14 protein-coding genes are annotated in these 16,556 nt (G+C 67.3%); 7 read left to right on the top strand and 7 right to left on the bottom strand.

The genetic code is table 11. The features are described 5' to 3' along the window. Position 1 precedes the first annotated feature (1 nt). The 4 genes from AC2A1N_RS12135 to AC2A1N_RS12120 all read left to right on the top strand — a co-directional run bounded on the left by AC2A1N_RS12135 (position 2) and on the right by AC2A1N_RS12120 (position 4,242). Positions 2 to 412, top strand: coding sequence for a hypothetical protein (locus tag AC2A1N_RS12135; RefSeq protein WP_242890096.1), 411 nt, complete (start codon positions 2 to 4; stop codon positions 410 to 412). A gap of 154 nt (positions 413 to 566) precedes the next feature. Continuing rightward, positions 567 to 2,159: a M20/M25/M40 family metallo-hydrolase gene (locus tag AC2A1N_RS12130; protein WP_061479522.1), complete on the top strand. Its 1,593-nt coding sequence runs from the start codon at positions 567 to 569 to the stop codon at positions 2,157 to 2,159. A 153-nt stretch (positions 2,160 to 2,312) separates the two neighbouring features. Then, the gene (gene gltX / locus AC2A1N_RS12125) at positions 2,313 to 3,716 is read left to right on the top strand and encodes a glutamate--tRNA ligase (RefSeq protein ID WP_242890105.1); all 1,404 of its coding nucleotides are present in this window, start codon (positions 2,313 to 2,315) and stop codon (positions 3,714 to 3,716) included. 34 nt (positions 3,717 to 3,750) lie between these two features. Further along, complete coding sequence (locus AC2A1N_RS12120; protein ID WP_005415799.1) at positions 3,751 to 4,242, top strand: Fur family transcriptional regulator; 492 nt, start codon at positions 3,751 to 3,753, stop codon at positions 4,240 to 4,242. 95 nt (positions 4,243 to 4,337) lie between these two features. On the opposite strand, the gene AC2A1N_RS12115 is transcribed toward AC2A1N_RS12120, so the two are convergent. The 4 genes from AC2A1N_RS12115 to AC2A1N_RS12100 all read right to left on the bottom strand — a co-directional run bounded on the left by AC2A1N_RS12115 (position 4,338) and on the right by AC2A1N_RS12100 (position 10,206). Continuing rightward, entirely contained in the window at positions 4,338 to 5,492 is a 1,155-nt protein-coding gene (locus AC2A1N_RS12115) for an HlyD family secretion protein (protein ID WP_242890107.1), read from the bottom strand. A gap of 10 nt (positions 5,493 to 5,502) precedes the next feature. Next, positions 5,503 to 7,176, bottom strand: coding sequence for an MFS transporter (locus AC2A1N_RS12110; RefSeq protein ID WP_242890109.1), 1,674 nt, complete (start codon positions 7,174 to 7,176; stop codon positions 5,503 to 5,505). Then, positions 7,176 to 7,742 carry a TetR/AcrR family transcriptional regulator gene (locus AC2A1N_RS12105; protein ID WP_005415802.1) on the bottom strand — a complete coding sequence of 189 codons (567 nt, stop codon included), beginning with the start codon at positions 7,740 to 7,742 and terminating at the stop codon, positions 7,176 to 7,178. The genes AC2A1N_RS12110 and AC2A1N_RS12105 overlap by 1 nt, the downstream gene beginning before the upstream one ends. A gap of 256 nt (positions 7,743 to 7,998) precedes the next feature. Next, positions 7,999 to 10,206 carry a TonB-dependent receptor gene (locus AC2A1N_RS12100; protein WP_154350444.1) on the bottom strand — a complete coding sequence of 736 codons (2,208 nt, stop codon included), beginning with the start codon at positions 10,204 to 10,206 and terminating at the stop codon, positions 7,999 to 8,001. A gap of 134 nt (positions 10,207 to 10,340) precedes the next feature. On the opposite strand from AC2A1N_RS12100, the gene AC2A1N_RS12095 reads away from it, so the two are divergent. Both AC2A1N_RS12095 and AC2A1N_RS12090 read left to right on the top strand, forming a co-directional pair. Continuing rightward, positions 10,341 to 10,754, top strand: coding sequence for a MerC domain-containing protein (locus tag AC2A1N_RS12095; RefSeq protein WP_005415804.1), 414 nt, complete (start codon positions 10,341 to 10,343; stop codon positions 10,752 to 10,754). A 110-nt stretch (positions 10,755 to 10,864) separates the two neighbouring features. Then, positions 10,865 to 11,044: a 30S ribosomal protein THX gene (locus AC2A1N_RS12090; protein ID WP_010483110.1), complete on the top strand. Its 180-nt coding sequence runs from the start codon at positions 10,865 to 10,867 to the stop codon at positions 11,042 to 11,044. Between the two features lie 131 nt (positions 11,045 to 11,175). On the opposite strand, the gene AC2A1N_RS12085 is transcribed toward AC2A1N_RS12090, so the two are convergent. The 3 genes from AC2A1N_RS12085 to AC2A1N_RS12075 all read right to left on the bottom strand — a co-directional run bounded on the left by AC2A1N_RS12085 (position 11,176) and on the right by AC2A1N_RS12075 (position 14,896). Further along, positions 11,176 to 12,426 (bottom strand): alkaline phosphatase family protein, encoded by a 1,251-nt coding sequence (locus AC2A1N_RS12085; RefSeq protein WP_242890111.1) that lies wholly within the window; start codon positions 12,424 to 12,426, stop codon positions 11,176 to 11,178. Between the two features lie 503 nt (positions 12,427 to 12,929). After that, a complete protein-coding gene (locus AC2A1N_RS12080) occupies positions 12,930 to 13,421 on the bottom strand; it encodes a methylated-DNA--[protein]-cysteine S-methyltransferase (protein WP_061479516.1) in 492 nt (163 codons plus the stop codon). After that, positions 13,418 to 14,896, bottom strand: coding sequence for a DNA-3-methyladenine glycosylase 2 (locus tag AC2A1N_RS12075; RefSeq protein ID WP_242890113.1), 1,479 nt, complete (start codon positions 14,894 to 14,896; stop codon positions 13,418 to 13,420). The genes AC2A1N_RS12080 and AC2A1N_RS12075 overlap by 4 nt, the downstream gene beginning before the upstream one ends. 450 nt (positions 14,897 to 15,346) lie before the next feature. On the opposite strand from AC2A1N_RS12075, the gene AC2A1N_RS12070 reads away from it, so the two are divergent. Next, a complete protein-coding gene (locus AC2A1N_RS12070) occupies positions 15,347 to 16,507 on the top strand; it encodes a COG3904 family protein (RefSeq protein WP_242890123.1) in 1,161 nt (386 codons plus the stop codon). The last annotated feature ends 49 nt before the right edge of the window (positions 16,508 to 16,556 follow it).

Raw genomic sequence — 16,556 nt, 5'->3', positions numbered from 1 at the left:
CATGGGCTGGCGCCAGGGATTGCGGCAACGGGCACAGCAGGGCATTCCGGCCCTGCTGGAAGTGGATGCACTGCTGCAGGCACATGGCGTGCTGGCGGCCCTGCCGGGGGCGCGGATCGCCCCCGGCCTGGTCCGCTTCCAGCTGGCGGCGGTGACCCGCGAAGGATTGCAGGGGCAGGGATTGCGTTGGCTGCAGGGTGCGCGGCAGGGACGCGGCGCGGTGGCCGGCCGGGTGCCGCGCTATCGGCCCTGGAAGGCCGGCGCGGAGGCATTGGCCGAGATCGGCATCGGCGGTCTTCCGGATGACTGGCCGGCACACGCGGCGGTGTACGGCTGCAGCAGCATCGACCGGCGGCACTGGTTGCTGTTGCTGCCGGAGCGGGCGCAGTTGTGGTTGGGATGGAGCGGGTGATTCGGCTTTGCGGGTACGAACCAACACTCTCCTGTGGGTGCGAACCTTGGTTCGCATGCTTCCGCGCCGTCCATGACCGATGGGACGGTATCGCCGCGCCCCGGCTGGCTAGACTCGATGGGTTGACGATCGAGCCGAAGGGCAGGGGTGCGATGTGTTGAAGTGGGGCGTGCTGGCCGCAGCGCTGGTGCTGGGTGGCAATGCAGGGGCGCAGCAGCGCGAGACGGTGGACCTGGACATGGTCAGCCGCATCCGCCAGGAGGCGTTCCACCGTTCGCAGGTGATGGACACCTTCAGCTATCTCACCGAGCGCATCGGCCCGCGCCTGAGCAATTCGCCGGCGATGGGCCGCGCCAATGCGTGGACCCGCGGCAAGTTCAACGAATGGAAGCTGGACAATGTCCACGACGAAGCCTTCGATGACTTCGGCCGTGGCTGGGAATTCACCTCTGCCAGCGTGGAAATGCTGGGTGACCGCGTGCAGCCGCTGCATGCGCTGCCCAAGGCCTGGACCCCCGGTACGAAGGGCCCGGTCGAAGGCGAACTGGTGCAGGTTGACATCAAGAAGCCCGAAGACATCGAGAAGTACCGCGGCAAGCTGCGCGGCAAGATCCTCCTGCTGGGCGAGGCACGCGAATACAAGCGGGGCACCGAGCCCGATTCGCACCGCCACGACGCCACCTCGCTGGAGGGCCTGCAGGAGTTCACCCTGTCCAAGGACAAGGACGCCACCGCCGAGCGCGCCAAGCGGGTCAAGGAGTACCAGGAGCGCCAGCAGCTGGCGGCCAAGGTCAATGCGTTCTTCGTCGAAGAGGGCGCGCTGGCCTCGATCAGCATCAGCAGCTGGGACAACGGCATCATCCGCGTTGCCGGCGGCGGTTCGCGCAAGGCCGGTGAGCCGGTGGGCATCCCCGAACTGGCGATGATCAGCGAACACTTCAATCCGCTGGTGCGCGCGCTTCAGGCCAAGCAGACGGTGCGCCTGCGCGTGGATGTAGCGGCGCGCTTCACCGACGAGGCCGACCAGCCCGGCTACAACACGCTGGCCGAGATCCGCGGCAGCAGCAAGCCCGATGAAGTGGTGATGATCGGTGCGCACCTGGATTCGTGGCACAGCGGCACCGGTGCGGCCGACAACGCCGCCGGCGTGGCGGTGATGATGGAGGCGATGCGCATCCTCAAGGCCACCGGCGCCAAGCCCAGGCGCACCATCCGCGTGGCGCTGTGGAGCGGCGAGGAGCAGGGCCTGATCGGCTCGCAGGCCTACGTGGCCAAGCACTTCGGCAAGTTCCCGGAGCCGACCGACCCGGCCCAGAAAGCGCTGCCGGCGTCGCTGCGCGAGCCGACCGGTGCACTGCAGAAGACCCGCGATTACAGCAAGTTCCAGGTCTACTTCAACATGGACAACGGCTCGGGCCGCTTCCGTGGCATCTACGCGCAGGAAAACCTGGCGGCGATGCCGATCTTCGAAGCCTGGCTGGCGCCGTTCCATGACGTGGGCGCCACCACCGTGGCCACCCGCAACACCGGCAGTACCGACCACATCAGCTTCGATCGCATCGGCCTGCCGGGCTTCCAGTTCATCCAGGACCGGCTGGACTACTTCACCAACGTCCACCACAGCCACCTGGACACCTGGGACCACGCCGAACCGGAAGACCTGAAGCAGGCCGCGGCCATCGTCGCTTCGTTCGCCTACAACGCCGCAATGCGCGAGCCGTCCTTCCCGCGAAAGGCAGAACCGTAAAAAGGGACGGAGGGGATCAAGTCGTATCTCCCCTCCACTGCCCGGTTGCAGCCCCCCGGGCTGGGCAATCGCGACTTGATCCCCTCCGTCCCCTTTTTCCGTCGGGGGCGGTGGGCTGGTAAAATCGGGGGATTCCCGTTCCTCGAGCCGTCCATGACCTGCCGCACCCGCTTCGCCCCCAGTCCCACTGGCTACCTGCACATCGGTGGTGCCCGCACCGCGCTGTACTGCTGGCTGGAGGCCCGTCACCGCGGCGGTGAGTTCGTGCTGCGCATCGAGGACACCGACCGCGAACGCAGCACCCAGGGCGCAATCGACGCCATCCTGGAGGCGATGGAGTGGCTGGGCCTGGACTACGACGAAGGCCCGATCTACCAGACCGACCGCGTCGCCCGTTACCAGGAAGTGGCCGAGCAGCTGATCGCCGAGGGCAAGGCGTACTACGCCTACGAGACCCGCGAGGAGCTGGATGCCATGCGCGAGGCCGCCATGGCCAGGCAGGAAAAGCCGCGCTACAACGGCGCTGCGCGCGATCTGGGCCTGCCCTACCGGGACGACCCGAACCGCGTCATCCGCTTCAAGAACCCGCTGGAAGGCACGGTGGTGTTCGATGACCTGATCAAGGGCCGCATCGAGATCGCCAACAGCGAGCTGGATGACATGGTCATCTTCCGCCCGGACGGCTACCCCACCTACAACTTCGCGGTGGTGGTGGACGACTGGGACATGGGCATCACCGAGGTCATCCGCGGCGACGACCACATCAACAACACCCCGCGCCAGATCAACCTGTATGAAGGCATCGGCGCGCCGGTGCCCAGGTTCGGCCACATGCCGATGATCCTGGACGAGCAGGGCGCCAAGCTGTCCAAGCGCACCGGTGCGGCTGACGTGATGCAGTACAAGGACGCCGGCTACCTGCCCGATGCGCTGCTGAGCTACCTGGCCCGCCTGGGCTGGTCGCATGGTGACCAGGAGCTGTTCAGCCGCCAGGAACTGATCGACCTGTTCGACGTGAAGGACTGCAATTCCAAGGCCTCGCGCCTGGACATGGCCAAGCTGGGCTGGGTCAACCAGCACTTCCTGAAGACCGAGGAGGTGGCCGTGATCGTGCCGCACCTGGTCTACCAGCTGCAGAAGCTGGGGCTGGACGTGGCCGCCGGCCCGGCTCCGGAGGATGTGGTGATCGCCCTGCGTGAACGCGTGCAGACCCTGAAGGAAATGGCCGAGAAGGCCGTGGTCTGGTACCAGCCGCTGACCGAATACGATGACGCGGCGGTGGCCAAGCACTTCAAGGCCGGAGCCGAGGTGGCGCTGGGCAAGGCCCGCGAGCTGCTGGCCGCGCTGCCGGAATGGACCGCCGAGTCGGTGGGGGTGGCCCTGCATGACGCGGCCGCAGCGCTGGAAATCGGCATGGGCAAGGTCGCCCAGCCGCTGCGCGTGGCCATCACCGGCACCCAGGTCAGCCCTGACATTTCCCATACCGTGTACCTGGCCGGCCGCGAGCAGGCCTTGAAACGCATTGATGTGGCCATCACCAAGGTAGCAACGGCCTGAGGCATCCTTGCCAGGCCCGAACCGGAGAACACGCATGCCCGCCAAGACCGCCACTGCCTGTACCGCCCCGCACCACCACGTCCACGACGCATCGGATTTCGTGGCGGTGGTCGAGCGTGTCTCGCGCGAACGCGGGCTGCGACTGACCCCGATCCGCGCCAATGTGCTGAAGCTGATCGCCGAGGCCGGCAAGCCGGTCAAGGCCTACGAGCTGCTGGAATGGGTGCGCAACGGCAAGGGCGTGGGCGCTGATGCTCCGCCCACCGTGTACCGCGCGCTGGACTTCCTGATGGCCAATGGCTTTGTGCACAAGCTGGAGTCGGTGAATGCCTTCGTGGCCTGCCATCATCCAAGCAGCGCTGCGCATTCGGTGCCATTCCTGATCTGCAACAGCTGCCACAGCGCAGTGGAGCTGGAAGACCGCGAGATCGTCAGCCAGCTGGAGAAGCGGGCCAAGGAACTGGGCTTCCAGCCGCAGGCACAGACACTGGAAGTGCACGGTCTCTGCGCGCGCTGCGCGGGGTAACGCAATGGTAGTGCCGGCCGCTGGCCGGGATCCTGAGTGGGGTCAGATCCCTTTGCCATTGGCAAAAGGGATCTGACCCCGTTTCATGACAAGGGCTAGTCCTTCGGTTTGCCTGCCGTATCCACCCGCACGATCACCGACATGCCGGGCCGCAGCTGCGCGGCCAGCTTCTGGCCGTCATCGATCGATATCCGCACCGGCAGCCGCTGCACCACCTTGGTGAAGTTGCCGCTGGCATTGTCCGGGCGCAACACGCTGAACTCCGATCCGGTGGCGGGCGCGATCTCCTGCACGCGGCCCCTCAGCACTTGGCCCTGGAAAGCGTCCACCGAGAACGTGGCCGGCTGGCCGATCGCCATGCCCCAGGTCTGGCCTTCCTTGTAGTTGGCCACCACCCACAGTGTGTCAGGTACCAGGAACAGCAGCTGCGAACCGGCGGCGACATACTGGCCCACGCGCACGCTGGCTTCACTGATCTGGCCGTCGCGCGGTGCGTGGATCACCGTGTTGGCCAGGTCGATGCGGGCCAGTTCCAGCTGCGCCTGTGCGCTTTCCACCTGGGCCTCCAGGCTCTTGCGCGCGACCTGGGTCGACACCAGTGTTTCCTCGGCGATGCGGATCTGCGCCTGCGACTGCTGCACGCTGGCCTGCGCCGAGGCTTGGCTGGTGCGGAACTTGTCGCGGTCATTGATCGACACCAACTGCTGCGCGGCCAGTTCCTCGTAGCGCTTCAGCTCGTTGCGCGAGCGCTGCAGTTCGGCCTGGCCGGCCGAGAGCGTGGCGCGCGCCGAGGCGATCTGCGCACGGTTCTGCGCCTGCGACTGGTCGGAGTTGGCCAGCGCCGCGCGCGCACTGTCGAGCGTCGCCTGCGCCTGGGCGACGCGTTGGGCATAGATGCGGTCATCGATGCGCAGCAGCGGCTCGCCCTGCCTCACATGCTGGAAATCCTTCACCAGCACTTCGGTCACATAGCCGTTGACCTGTGGCGCCATCACGGTGATCTGGCCGCGCACATAGGCGTTGTCTGTCACCATCACGCTGCTGGTGAACGGCCACAGGTGCCAGGCGCGCAGGATCAGCGCAATGCCCAGCAGGGCCACCACCACCATCACCACCACGCTGCGCGCGCTGGGCTTGAGATACTTCGGCGCGACTGCCGGTTCAACGGGCGTGGGCGCAGGTGCCGCGTCGGTCGGCGGCGGTGGCGTCACATTGTCGGCGTCGTCGGATCGGGGCGGAACGGGGGGCATGGCGGAGGACTCAGCGGTGCGCGGCCGGGGTGGCCGCAACGGGTGAAGTGGGGTGGCGCTTGCGCCATTGCTTGAGCAAGGCGGTGCGCAGCGACAGCAGCAGCAACCAGCACAGGAAACCGATCGCCAGCCAACCGCTCAGGGTGAACACATCATTGAAGCCGCGCACATTGGCTTCGCGGCGCGTGGTCTGCGCCAGCTGCGCGCTGCCCTGCGCGCTGCGCAGCACCGGGTCGGTGATCTGTGCGCTGTACAGCTGTTGCTGGATGCGCAGGCGTTGTGCCACCACCGGATCGGCGGGGTCGAGCTGGCTGGTCAGCGCGCTGGAGTACAGTTGCTCGCGATGCAGCTGGAAGGTGCCCAGCACTGCCGAGCCGGCCAGGGCGCCCAGTGTCTGCGTGATCGACAGCGTCACCAGGAAGGTGATCATGTGGTCCACGCCCTGTTTCAACGCAGCGGAAATGCCGAGCATGATCAACGGGCCCATGAACATGCCGGCGCCGACCGAGGCCAGGAACTGGCTGGCGTAGAAATCGTGCGGCCGATCCATGCTGGTGCGGTGCTGGTCGAAGAAGGCGGCAGCGCCCAGCAGCAGGATCGCCATCAGCAGCTGGGCGATCAGCCGCTTCGGGCCGAAGGTCAGCGAGGCACCGGCGATGCCCACGATCACCCCGGCCAGGATCACCACGAACAGCGGCCGCATCTGGTCAGGCCCCATGCCGAGCGTGCGCATCAGGTTGACCACGCCATAGGACTGCTCGGTGGTCAGGAAGCGGATCAGGAAGGCGCCGACGATGAAATGCAGCACCGGCAGCGTCGACAGCCAGCGGATCTGCAGCAGTGGATTGCGCCGGTAGTGCTCGATGATCAAGGCGGTGGTGGACAGCACGATCGAGGCGACCAGGGCCCAGCCCAGCCACGGCGTGTTGAGCCACCAACGGGTGTAGCCCTGCGCCAATACGATCACCAGCAGCGCAACCGCCGGCGCCAGCAACGCGAAGGTAAGGAAATCCAGCGGCTCGAAGGCCTTCACCTGGATGCCGGGCGGCAGCTTCAACACCACCACGGCGGCGAATGCGCACAACGCAAGGCCGGCCTCGAACGAATACAGCTGGTGCCACTGGCCGGTATCCACCAAGCCTGGGGAAACGATCCAGGCGATCGGCACCGCGAGCTGCGAAAGGCCGACGCCGACCACCAGCAGGTTGCCGGTAAAGCGGCGCGGCAGCGCCTGCAGCATGTACAGCGTGCCCAGTGTCGAACAGGCCGCGCCGGCGAAGCCGCTGGCGGCACGGGTCAGCATCGTGGTCTCGAAGCTGCCGACGAACAGGTGCAGCACCGCCAGCGCCGCATACAGCCCCAGCCCGATTTCGGCGAACAGGCGGATGCCATACTGCTGGCGGAACTTGAAGGCCAGCAGGTTGGCGGTGACGTTGACCATGGCATAGGCCGCCACCAGCCAGCTGCCCTGGGTCGGGGTCAGCGCCAGCTGGCCCTGCAGGAACGGCAGGTTGGCGGTGACCAGCGCATTGCCGAGGCCGCCGGTGATCGCCACCAGCAGCGATACCAGCGCATAGGCCGCGCGCCGGTACGGCGGGTGCCAGGGCATCGACGCCGAGCCGGGCATGGTCGGCTTCTCATGCTCCTCCCAATCCGGAACCGGCTTCAGATACGGCTGGACCATCAGCGCGCCTCGCTGGTTGCTCCCTGGAGACCCCCGCGCAGCAGCTGCAGGGCGCGCCCGGCGAGGTGGGCGCGCTCGTCGCGGGTCTTGCCGCGCAGGGCCGCACCCAGCATGCCCGAGATCAGTGAAATATCCGTCTTCTCCAGATCGGCACGGCACAGTCCGGCGGCCTTGGCGCGGGCGATCGGCTCCTCCAGCAGGTCGCGCACGGTCTCGCGCGCCGCGCGCATGGCCGGCACGTCCGAATCGACCGCGCGCCAGTAATCGGCCAGTGCGGGCGAATCGATGATGCGCTGGGCCATGCCCTCGAACACCTCGAACAGGGCGTCGTCGCGGTCACCGAGCTGTTCGACCTGGCGCCGGATGCGATCAACCGTGCGTTGCAGCAGCGCCTGGATCAGCGCGGTGCGGTCGGGGAAGTTGCGGTACAGGGTGGCGCGGCCCACCTGGGCGCGTTCGACCACCAGGTCCAGTGGGGCAGTGACACCGTGTTGGCCGAACACATGATCGGCGGCGTCGAGGATGAGGGCACGGCGGGCAGCGGCATCGGCACGTTGGGCAGTCATGGAATTATTTTCGGACAAAAATGTCCGATTGGCGAGACATTGGGTGACGGGATTGTCCGCTTGTTGTGGTACGCACATCTTTGTGACGGGTGTGTGAGCGAGGGCGCCGCGACCTCGCTCACGCATAAAGGAACGGGGGGCCAGACGGCCCCCCGGGAGAGAGAATGGTATTCGTGGTGCGGCCCCGCCATGCGTGGAAGGGCGAGTGGGGGCAGAGCCCTTTCCCGCGGAAAGGGATCCGCCCCCCTGCATCCGATCAGAAGAACGCGCGGATGCCGAATGCGACCCCGCGGCCCGGCAGCGGCGAGTAGTCGCGCAGCAGCGAGGTATGCGGGCGCACTTCCCGGTTGGTCAGGTTGCTGCCATCCAGGAAGACTTCGTAGCTGTTGCTGGCGTTGCGGTCCCAGCGGTAGGCCAGGTGCGCATCGACCAGGGTGTAGCCATCGCTCGGTGCTTCGTTCTGCGCGACGTCCTTCTGGCGGCTGTAGCGCACCGCACCGACCGAGGCGCGCCAGCCGTCCTTCGACCAGCGCAGGTCGGCGCCGACGCGGGCCGGGGCGATGCGCGGCAGGTAGCCGGTGTTGGCCAGTTCCACGCTGTAATTGTGGTTGTGGTCGCCGTGCGGCACGGCGATGTCAAGGTTGCGGCTGCCGCTGCCATCCAGCTTGGCCTTCACGTAGTCGCCGAACAGGCGCAGGTCCCAGTCACCGGCGCCGCCCTCGAACAGGTGCACCAGCGCTTCGGCCTCGGCGCCGCGGAACACCGCGTCCTGCTGGGTCCAGGCGCGCACCGGCAGCCCCTCGGTAACGCCGGTGTCGGCCAGGTAGATGAAGTCCTTGAACTTCGTCTGGTAGACCGAGGCGGAGAAGTCCAGGCGTTCGCTGTGGGTGTGGATACCCAGTTCCACGCGCTGGCCGCGCTCGGTCTTCAGGTTGGCATCGCCGATTTCCAGCGAGCGGGTGGCAATGTGCGCGCCGGCGGCATACAGCTCTTCGTTGGTCGGTGCACGCTCGGAGCTGTCCACGCCGATGCGCAGGTCAACCGCATCGTTGAGCTTCCAGATGCCAGCGGCCGACAGGTTGGTGGCGCCGAACGTGCGGCGGCGATAGTCACCGCTCGGGTCCAGCTTGACCTGGTCGTGGCGGCCGCCCAGTTCCAGCTTGAACGGGCCGAACTGCTTTTCCTGCAGCACGAACAGGCCGATGTTCTTCGTGCCGGTATCCGGCACGAACGCCTCTTCGCCCTTGGCGCCGAAATCACTGTTGCCGAACTGCAGGCCGAAGGCGCCGTCCCAGCCACCGATCTGCTGCTGTACGGCTTCCAGACGCGCTTCGATGCCACGGTTGGTGAAGCGGGTCGACGGCGTGCCGGCTTCCAGCTCCACGTGTTCGTAGTCGGTGTAGGCCACGCGTGCGTTGATGTTCTTCAGGAACGAGACCGGGTCGTAGATGCCGGCCTTGGTCTCGAAGCGGTTCTGCACCATGTCGATGCGCACGTCGTGCTCGTCGCCGCCTTCTTCTTCATCGCCATGGTCGTGACCGTGGTCATGGCCATGATCATCACCATCGGCGTGCACGTGCGCGCCATTGGGAATGCCGTAGTTGGTACGGTAGGTGCTGGCCGATACGCCGAAATAGCCGCCGTCGCCCAGCCAGGTTGCGCCGACGCCGCCGGCGCGGGTACGGATGGAGCTGTTGTCGAGGCGGCCGCGACGCGGCTCTTCGCCTTCCTCGCCCGCGTGATCATGGTCGTGGTCGTCGTGGTGGTCTTCCAGGCTGTCGATCACCGCATAGCCGGGAATGCGGTAGTCGTCGCCATTGCGGACCAGGCCATCCACGTGCAGCACGACATTGCCGCTGACGCCATCGAGGCGGAACATGCCGCTGCGCTCGTTGTTCACCGAATTGCCACGCAGCTCGGCGCGGCCGCTGAGCGGGCGCTCGGGCAGCTCGCGCGCGATGCGGCCATCGACCACGTTGACCGCGCCACCGATGGCACCGCTGCCGAACAACAGCGTGGCCGGCCCCTTCAGCACTTCGATCTGGTCGGCCAGGAACGGCTCGATGCTGGTGGCATGGTCCGCACTGACGGTGGAGGCATCCATGTTGCCCATGCCGTTGGACAGCACGGCCACGCGCGGGCCTTCCTGGCCGCGGATGATCGGGCGGCCGACGCCGGGCCCGAAGAAGGTGCTCTGTACGCCGGGCAGCTTGGCCACGGTATCGCCGAGGGTGCCGGCCTTCTGCTCGTCCAGGCGTTCACCGGCCAGCACCTCCACCGGGCGTGCAAGGGATTCGGCATCGCCCTGCAGCGGCGACGCGGTGACCTGCACCGAGGACAGCTCGGTCAGGTGGCGGTCACGATGGGCGGTGTCCTGACCGGCTGCAAAGGCGCCGGACGGCAGCAGGGCGGCGAGGGCCAGAGCCAGGGAATGCGGCTTGAGCCGTGCGGTGTGGGTGGGCATGGATGGGTCCTTTGTTACACTGTATCAATCGCTGGGCGCACGAATCCCGTCGAGGGACGGGGAGAGGGAAAGCGTGCGGGTCAGGAGGGGATGTTATATTATTCCATAATGATTCGCCGACCCTGCTGGAAGTCATGTCCTTGTCCTCACGCCTGCGCCACCTGCTCGACCGTTTCGGTGCCACCGGTTCGATGCTGTGCGCGGTGCATTGCGCAGTCATCCCGGTGCTGCTGGCGGCAGCGCCCTCGCTGGGCCTGTCGTTCTGGCTGAGCGACGGCGTTGAACAGGCGCTGGTGCTGTTCGTGACCCTGCTTGGGCTGTTCAGCCTGGTCTGGGGTTACCGCCGCCATGGCGCGCTGCGTGCGCTGGGCTTCCTGATCCCCGGCCTGGTCGCGCTGTGGGCCGGCGTGCTGTACGAGCCGCTGCATCACAACGCCGTGCCGCATGCGGTGGTGATGACCATCGGCGGCCTGCTGGTGGGCGTTGCCCATCTGGTCAACCTGCGCCTGAACCACGGCCACGTACACGACGCCAGCTGCGCGCACTAGGCGCTCCGTGATAGGATTTTCGATCGTGCGCGGGGGCGCCCAGCAAGGCGGCCCCGCCGAACCCGTGTCAGTACGGGGTAACCAGATTTCACACTTGAGGAGTTGAAGACATGGGTAAGGGTGACCGCAAGACCGCCAAGGGCAAGCGCTACAACGCCAGCTACGGCAACGCCCGTTCGCACACCGCGAGCAAGGTCGCCGTAGGCGCCGCCGCCCCGGTCGCCAAGAAGACCGTGGCCAAGGCTCCGGCGAAGAAGGCCGTAGCGAAGAAGACCGTCGCCAAGGCCTGATCCGGCCGACCGACCGGTCCAAAGAAAACGCGGCGCCTGGCGCCGCGTTTTTTTATGCACGTTTTTGTAGAGCCGAGCCCATGCTCGGCTGGCGCAATGCAGCCGAGCGTGGGCTCCGCGCTACAACCGGATCAGCGCAGCGTCTGCTTCAGCGTTTCCGGGTTGCCGTCGTTCGGCGCGGCCGGCACCTGCAACAGGTGGGCCAGCAGCGGGTAGACGTCCACGTTGTCGAACCCGTCAATCACCAGGCCCTGGCGGAACGACGGGCCGCCGGCGACGAACACCGCACGCATGGACGGCAGCGCGTTGTCGTAGCCGTGCGAGCCGCGGTCCTGCTGTTCGCGCTTGGCCATCTTTTCCTGATGCAGGGCATCCCAGCCTTCATCCATCATGCAGACAATGGCGGGAATGCGCGGATGGTTGCCGTAGTGCAGGCGCGCCGGCAGTTTTTCTTTCTTCCAGCATTCGTAGTGCGCGTGGCGGCCGAGCAGGGCGCGTTCGGCGGCAGCTTCATGGCCGACCACCGGTGCGAAGCCGACCGACTGGCCCTGGCTGACATTGCGCGCAATCGCAGGGTCGACCATCGATTCGGTGGCGATCACCTGGCCGACCGGCACGCTGGCCATGCCATGGTCAGAGACCACGATCACGTTGGTGGCCGAGGCCAGGCCGCGCTGCTGCAGCCCATCGAGCACCTGGCCGACGATCTGGTCGGCGCGCACGATGGCGTCGGCGTACTGCTTCGACTCGGGGCCGTAGTTGTGACCTGCCTTGTCCACGTGTTCCATGTACAGCGTGGTCAGGCGGGGGGCATCGGCGTCGGTCTGTGACAGCCAATCGAGCACGATGCCAGCGCGCTGTTCCAGCGGTTCCTTGCCGTCGTAGATGCGCCACTGGCTGGGGCGTACGCCACGGATCTCCGATTCACTGCCCGGCCATGACGTGGTGGCCGAACGCACGCCAGCATTCTCGGCGCCGACCCAGATCGGTTCGCCGCCCCACCAGCCACTGGTGGTAACCGCTTCGCGATTGCTCAGCTCGAACCGGCCCAGTGCTTCATCGTCCATGCTGTTGTTGACGATGCCGTGGTGGTCCGGGCGCAGGCCGGTAACGAGGGTGTAGTGATTCGGGAAGGTCAGCGACGGATAGGACGGGGTCATCCAGCGTGCGCGCACGCCGCCGTCGATCAGTCGCTGCAGGTTCGGCGTCAGGCCGCGATCCAGCGCGTCGGCACGCAGGCCGTCGATGGAGATCAGCAGCAGCTTGGGCGGCGCCGCTGTTGCAACAGTGGTGGGAACAGAGGCGGAAGGGGCGGGTGCGGTGGTGCAGGCGGCCAAGGGCAGCAGCAGCGCCAGCGCGCAGGTCAGGCGTACGGAAGTCATCCGCGCATGATAGTGCGAGGTAATGACGCGCCCAAGACACGGCGCACTTTCGCGCGCCGTCTCCGCGCATTTTTCCTTATCCCCGCGCCTGTCGGCGCGCCCCCTTCAACAAGAAGGGGGCTTTTCTCCAGACACGTCCCTGATGCCCCATCCACGCATGGCGTGGATCTACCGTGTCGACCAAGGTCGACATCTACCAACAGTTGCGCAGAATGACGTTCGGACAGATCGCCGGAACCTGTCGAAGGCGGGGTGGGTCCGGTTGCGGGGGTGTCCGCGGCATGGGCCCGAGGCATGCCTCGGGCGGGTTGGGCAGGACGCCCAACCCCGGTCTTGCCGTGTGCGCAGGACAGCGCACACGAGCAAGCCGCGGCCAAGCCCCCATGGACGGGTTGACGGCGTCCCCCGCAGCCGGACCCACCACGCCATGCTCCGGAACGCTGCTGTTGCTTCGGCCGTTGCGGTTGCCTCTGCGGGTGCCGGGCGCAGCCCGGCCAGCCCTCTCAGGCGAACAGCGGTGCCTGGCGCTGTTCCAGCCGCAGCAGCGCGGCCTTGGTTTCCAGGCCGCCGCCGAAGCCGGTCAGTGCACCGTTGCTGCCGATCACGCGGTGGCAGGGCAGGATGATCGGCAATGGATTGCGGCCATTGGCCGCGCCCACCGCGCGGGTCGCGCTGGGCTGGCCCAGGTGCTGCGCCAACTGCAGATAGCTCCAGGTCTGGCCGAACGGAATCAACGCCAGCGCCTGCCAAACACGCAGCTGGAAAGGCGTGCCCCGTGGTGCCAGCTGCAGGTCGAACCGGCTGCGTTCACCGTGCAGGAACTGCAGCAGTTGTTCGCGCGCTTCGGGCAATGCGCCCGGCGCGTGATGCCAGCCGTCGCGCCCGCGCGCGGGGTGGCGGTTCTCCGGGAACAGCACGTGCGCAAGACCACGCTCGTCACCGGCGATGGTCAATACGCCGATCGGGCTGTCGAAACGATCGAACAACAGGGTCATGTCGGTTCTCCAACGAACGTGCCGGACAGGTGCCACAGGTGCAGCACCGCGTAGGCGCGCCAAGGGCGCCATGGTTGCGAGCGCGCTTCGGTCGCGCGTTCGCTGAGGCGCTGGCCCTGGGCGTGGCCGAGCACCTGCTGCAGTACAAGATCGCCGGCCGGGAAGGCATCGGGCTGGCCGAGTCCGCGCAGGGCAATGTACTGAGCGGTCCAGGGGCCGATGCCGGGCAGTGCAACGCAGCGGGCCACGAATTCCTCCAAGGCCTGGCCGGGCCCGAAGTCGAGCTGGCCGCTGGCGCAGGCGGCGGCCAGGGCGCGCACGGTGGCCGCGCGGCTGCGCGGCAGGCCGATGGATTCCAATGGTGCCTCGGCCAGTACCTCGGGCGCGGGGAACTGGCGATCGAATTCCGATGGCATGCCCGGCAGGTGCGCGCCATAGGCGTCGACCAGGCGCCGCGCGAAGGTGGTGGCCGCGGCCACGCTGACCTGCTGCCCGAGCACCGCGCGTACGCCCACCTCGAAACCATCCCAGCCGCCGGGTACGCGCAGTCCGGGGCGTTCGGCGATGCCACGCGCGAGCAGCGGTTCTTCGCCCAGCGCGGCATGGACCTGCTGCAGGTCGGCATCCAGATCAAACACCCGACGCACGCGGCGCACGATGTCGGGGATCAGGCGCGGATCCACCGCGCCCAATTGCAGGCGAAGCTCCGGGCGCTTCGAATCGGCGGTGACGCGCAGCAGGGTGGGGCGCTCCGGCGTGCCCAGTACGCGCTGGTAGCTGTCTTCGCCGATCAGTTCGATGCCGGGCAGGCTGCGTTTGCGCAGGAAGGCCAGCATGCGTGGGAAGTCCAGTGGTGGACGGTAGCCCAGGCGCAGCACCAGGCCGCCATCATCTGCAGCCAACGGTTGATGCTGGCGACGCAGGGCGGTCGGCGCCATCCCACAGCCCTGCAGGAACGCGGTATTGAAGCGGCGCAGGCTGTTGTAGCCGGCAGCCAGCGCGACGTCGGTCACCGGCAGCGTGGTCTCGGTCAGCAGCTGCTTGGCCAGCAGCAGGCGATGGGTGGCGTGGATCTGCCCGGGCGTCGCGCCCAGGTGTTCAACGAACAGGCGCTGCAGCTGGCGCGCGCTGAGGCCGATCTTTTGCGCGAGGTCGGCAACGGGCTGCTCCTGCAGGAAGCCGCCGTGGATCAGCGCCAGTGCCCGCTGCACGGTCTGTCCGGCCAGGGCCTGCTGGGCCTGCGGTGCCAATTCCGGGCGGCAGCGCAGGCAGGGGCGGTACCCGGCGGCCGCAGCGGCCGCGGCGGTCGGAAAGTAGGTGATGTTGCGCGGCTTCGGCGGCGGTGCCGGGCACACCGGGCGGCAGTAGATGCCGGTGCTGCGCACGGCGGTGAAGAACACGCCGTCGAAGCGTGCGTCGCGGGCCAGGCGGGCGCGGTCGCAGGCGGCGGTGTCGAGGGCGAGGGCGGTATCCATGGCGCCAGTCTAGGCCCGTGCGGGCGGCGATACTCGCCACATTCGGACATGGATGCTGAAGAGGGTTGGGCAGGGCTGCGCCCTGCACCCGCAGAGGCAACAGCAACAGCAACAGCAGGCTTCCTGTGGGAGGGCGGGGTGGGGCCGGTGGCAGGGGGCGCTGCAAGTACGTCCCTGTAGCTCGGTCGCGCCATCCATGGCGCTCACGCCCCTGCCATCGGACCCACCCCGCCTTCGACAGTTTCCCGCGGCCTGCCGGAACGGCATCCCGCTCTGGGTGTCGACCTTGGTCGACACGGTAGATCCACGCCATGCGTGGATGGAGTGGTGCAAGACGCTGTAATGAAAAGGTTGGAGCCAGAGGGTCAGAAGGGGTTCAGTGCCACGCGCTGAATGCGTCCCCCGGACGGGTAGACTGTGGCTCCTGCTCACGTGAAGACTGGTTGCCCGATGTCCGCCAAACGCCGCTGGTTGCCCCTGTTGTGCCTGGCCCTGGCGGGCTGCAGCCAGCTGGAAAATCCAGGCAATGTGACCGCTGCTGACAAGGCGGCGCGGGCGCCGGCCAGCGATGGCGAGAACATGGTGTCGATCAATGCGGCCGATGCACCGCCACCGCCAGCGCCGCCGCGCAGCCAGGCGGATCGGCCGTGGCCGCAGGCGCAGCTTGAGAATGGCCGTGCCTGGGTCAGCTGCAGCACGGAATATGCTGGCGATGCCGGTGACGGTGTCGAGCTGGAAGGCCTGCAGCGCGAGCAGATCACCCAGGCGCTGGCGCCGTGCGCCGAGCGCGGCCTGATGCGCGTGCGTTACGCCGGCAAGATCAATCCGGGCTTCGCCGAGATGATGTGGCGACTGGCCGTGGTCGCTGACGAGCAGAAGATCCACAAGCGCATCCTCGATCTGGATTCCAGCGGGGGGCAGGTGGAGTCGGCGATTGTCGCCGGTGACAGCATCGGTGAATCGGGCTGGACCATCTGGGTGCGCGAAGGCTCGATCTGCCACAGCGCCTGCGTGTTCGTGCTGGCCGCCGGTGACAACCGCCTGCTGTCGGGCAAGGTCGGCATCCACCGCATGATGCGCATCAGTTCCAAGGCCACCTCGCGCGCCGAGCTCAACCGCGAGCTGCACGAGGTCTACGACAACGTGAAGGACTACCTGCAACGCAACGGCGTGGCGGTGGGTGTGGCCGATCTGATGATGACCGTGCCCAACCGCAGCCTGCGCCTGCTGACTCCGGACGAACTGCGCCAGTACGGTCTGGATGGCACCAATGCGGTGCAGGACGATCTGGAACGGATCAAGCAGATGCGTGCCTGCGGTGACGATTTCGTGCAGCGCAAGGACGCCTTCCTGGTCGCCTTCGACCAGCAGTGCAAGCGCGAAGGCGCCGACATGGAGTCGATCAACAGCTGCGGCCAGGCGTTGAAGCAGCGCTTCGGCTTCCCGGACGCGGTCTGCCCCGACGAAAGCCCGCTGTCGGAGATCGATGTGGCGACGCTGCCCCCGGCACCGCCGGAACCGCCGATGGCCGAGCAGGCAGCCGACGATGCAGGCAAGTCTGCGGCGCAGGCCGATGCGGCGGCGGTGGAAGGCAACGCCCACGCGCGCTGACGAACCGCTCACTGCGCTGGCGTAGACTGCGGTCCTTTCCTCCAGAACC

Source organism: Stenotrophomonas maltophilia group sp. SKK55 (genome assembly GCF_057179845.1).
Note: the sequence above shows the minus strand (reverse complement) of the source record. Positions and strands in the feature narration are given on the sequence as shown.

Bases quoted from the DNA above. Each gene is read 5' to 3' on its own strand.
- AC2A1N_RS12075 (WP_242890113.1), bottom strand. From the start codon at position 14,896: ATGGATACCGCCCTCGCCCTCGACACCGCCGCCTGCGACCGCGCCCGC.
- gltX (WP_242890105.1), top strand. From the start codon at position 2,313: ATGACCTGCCGCACCCGCTTCGCCCCCAGTCCCACTGGCTACCTGCAC.
- AC2A1N_RS12120 (WP_005415799.1), top strand. From the start codon at position 3,751: ATGCCCGCCAAGACCGCCACTGCCTGTACCGCCCCGCACCACCACGTC.
- AC2A1N_RS12090 (WP_010483110.1), top strand. From the start codon at position 10,865: ATGGGTAAGGGTGACCGCAAGACCGCCAAGGGCAAGCGCTACAACGCC.
- AC2A1N_RS12085 (WP_242890111.1), bottom strand. From the start codon at position 12,426: ATGACTTCCGTACGCCTGACCTGCGCGCTGGCGCTGCTGCTGCCCTTG.
- AC2A1N_RS12080 (WP_061479516.1), bottom strand. From the start codon at position 13,421: ATGACCCTGTTGTTCGATCGTTTCGACAGCCCGATCGGCGTATTGACC.
- AC2A1N_RS12105 (WP_005415802.1), bottom strand. From the start codon at position 7,742: ATGACTGCCCAACGTGCCGATGCCGCTGCCCGCCGTGCCCTCATCCTC.
- AC2A1N_RS12135 (WP_242890096.1), top strand. From the start codon at position 2: ATGGGCTGGCGCCAGGGATTGCGGCAACGGGCACAGCAGGGCATTCCG.
- AC2A1N_RS12070 (WP_242890123.1), top strand. From the start codon at position 15,347: ATGTCCGCCAAACGCCGCTGGTTGCCCCTGTTGTGCCTGGCCCTGGCG.
- AC2A1N_RS12100 (WP_154350444.1), bottom strand. From the start codon at position 10,206: ATGCCCACCCACACCGCACGGCTCAAGCCGCATTCCCTGGCTCTGGCC.
- AC2A1N_RS12115 (WP_242890107.1), bottom strand. From the start codon at position 5,492: ATGCCCCCCGTTCCGCCCCGATCCGACGACGCCGACAATGTGACGCCA.
- AC2A1N_RS12095 (WP_005415804.1), top strand. From the start codon at position 10,341: ATGTCCTTGTCCTCACGCCTGCGCCACCTGCTCGACCGTTTCGGTGCC.
- AC2A1N_RS12110 (WP_242890109.1), bottom strand. From the start codon at position 7,176: ATGGTCCAGCCGTATCTGAAGCCGGTTCCGGATTGGGAGGAGCATGAG.